General features: G+C 48.0%; 1 protein-coding gene and 1 tRNA gene. One reads left to right on the top strand and one right to left on the bottom strand.

The window, feature by feature from the left end:
• Positions 1 to 556: 556 nt before the first annotated feature.
• A tRNA-Sec gene (locus BUB44_RS15520) sits at positions 557 to 645 on the top strand.
• Between the two features lie 64 nt (positions 646 to 709).
• Here the strand turns inward: BUB44_RS15520 and BUB44_RS14830 are convergent.
• The gene (locus BUB44_RS14830) at positions 710 to 1534 is read right to left on the bottom strand and encodes a GerAB/ArcD/ProY family transporter (RefSeq protein WP_242656002.1); all 825 of its coding nucleotides are present in this window, start codon (positions 1532 to 1534) and stop codon (positions 710 to 712) included.
• Positions 1535 to 1617 lie beyond the last annotated feature (83 nt).

Raw genomic sequence — 1617 nt, 5'->3', positions numbered from 1 at the left:
AACTGGGCATCATTATCAGTCATAGCCCTGCTGAAAAATGAAAATGGCTGAAATTGTGAGATTAACGAAGATTATTCAACCTTATTGAGAGAGGTTTCTCTATGCCTGCCATTTTGCCGGTGATAAATTTTGGCTCTCGGCATCTCTTCGCCTACTGCCAGGGTATTCCCCCCCCCCTGGCCTGGGTGTTAGGTGTATGCTGTCTAACCGTTGGGTATGCGTAAAGACTGAACATTCCCTGCTGCTGGGTTACTCCGCCTTTGCCTGTAATGGTTACCGTCATTTTGACGTTACCCGTTACTTCGTCTAACTGGTGACTGGTGAGGTTGAAATCACCTTGCGCAAACAATTGTTTGATGTGTATTAGCATGTTTTGTAACGCCATAATAAATTTTTATCTTTGGTCAAACATCAATAAAGCAGGAAAAACAACACTTATGTAGAAAAAGACATAGTGAAAACCAGCTTTGCTGGTCTGAAGTTTTCTGAAAAATGTCAGACCAGTTAAGCTGGACAACCCTGCGAAGGGGAAAATCCAGTAATGACGCGGGTTTGCGGGAACGGGAATACTGTACTGGTCTTCAAAACCAGCTGTGGGGCGGCAATCCCGTCCCGGGTGAGTTCGATTCTCACACACTCCCGCCATAATTCCCGGGAGAAAATCGGCGGAAAAATACTCCGCCGGTTTATTTTTTACCGGAAATTCCGTTCAATTTTTTGAAAGTTTATTTCGGGAGGCGATTTTTTTCCCTTTTAAAAGGGCCACGATGAGCAGGAAGGTGGGAACGCCCATTTCATAAAGAAAGGCGTAGGGAATCCAGGGACCGGTAAGCCAGGACAGCAAAGATGTTAATGAATTAAATTGACTTAGCGAGAAGGCGATAAGAAGGATACTCAGGGGCGCGATTATGCAGCGGTGGTTTTTAAGCCGGAACAACTGGGCGGTACCCGTTACGGTAGCATAATGAAAGAGGGCCACCTTTCCGAAAATGCCTACGATCCAGATGATCATCCAGAGGGCGTCCAGCCTGGTTAAAAAAGGCCCGAAACCAGCCAGCCTTACCAGTTCGAAGGTGGCAAAGTTAAGCCTTCCGGTTGTAACACCAAAAACGGCGGTACAGGCCAGGGCATTTATGGTAAGGATCAAGCCGACGGCCAGGACGGCGATGAACCCGTTACGCCTGGCCAGGTCGGGACGGGCCAGGGAAGTAAAAAACATGCCCAGGATAAATACTTCCCCACGCCAGGCAATGGGGTTAAGGCAGGAGTGAATAATGGTTTTAACATCGCTCTGGAGTACGGGAAGTAAATTGGACGGTTCCATATGCCCGGCGACCAGAATGAGTATCAGGCCAAAGAGGATGAGGATCCACGGGTAGGTCAATTCCATAACCCGGGCCAGCACTTCCAGGCCGTGGTAAATACCGTAGCTGCAGACGGTAACCATCAGAGTGGCATATACCACCTGCGGCGTCCGGGGCATTAGGGCAGCTGCAATCAGTTCACCGAATTCCCGTACGATTGTAAGCGTCAAATACAACCCACCTTGGCATAATACCCAAGTTTAAGGGATAATCTTCCTCAGATAAAAGCTCGATGAGGAGGATTTTTTCTTAT

Origin of the sequence: Desulfofundulus australicus DSM 11792, assembly GCF_900129285.1 — a bacterium.
GTDB lineage: Bacteria > Bacillota > Desulfotomaculia > Desulfotomaculales > Desulfovirgulaceae > Desulfofundulus > Desulfofundulus australicus.
The sequence above is the reverse complement of the archived record's forward strand: the minus strand, read 5'-3'. Positions and strand labels throughout refer to the sequence as shown.